The sequence below is a fragment of the Candidatus Frankia alpina genome (assembly GCF_902806485.1).
Taxonomy (GTDB): domain Bacteria; phylum Actinomycetota; class Actinomycetes; order Frankiales; family Frankiaceae; genus Frankia; species Frankia alpina.
The window spans coordinates 1-329 of the sequence record NZ_CADCWT010000620.1 but is presented as its reverse complement, the minus strand read 5'-3'; the positions used below and the strand labels follow the sequence as shown (position 1 = coordinate 329).

Below are 329 nucleotides of genomic sequence, written 5' to 3'. Positions count from 1 at the left end.
GTGCCGCCCGGGGTGCGGGTGAGCAGGCCGGCGGTGAGGAGGGCGGTGACGGTCCGGCTGACGGTGCCCTTGTGCAGCCCGGTGGCAACACCGATCTCCTGGTTGCTGCGGGCCCCGTCGCGGACGGCGTGCAGGACCCGATCCCGGTTCGTCGCCGGCCCGGGCTGGTCCGCCGGGTCTGTGACCAGCGTCAGGTGCCAGCGGTCCGGGTCGGGTGGTGGGTCGGCGTGCCATACCGAGACCGGCAGGGCCTGGACGGCGGTGTCGTCGAGCGTCCAGGTGCGGATCAGTCGGGGGCCGTGGCCTTTGAGGTAGCCGTGGCCGCGGTA

Annotated in this window: 1 protein-coding gene; it reads right to left on the bottom strand. The window is 74.2% G+C overall.

The window, feature by feature from the left end; all coding sequences use genetic code 11:
• Positions 1 to 329: MarR family transcriptional regulator (locus tag G6R25_RS24745; RefSeq protein ID WP_163554725.1), on the bottom strand; the 329-nt coding region annotated here is incomplete at both ends.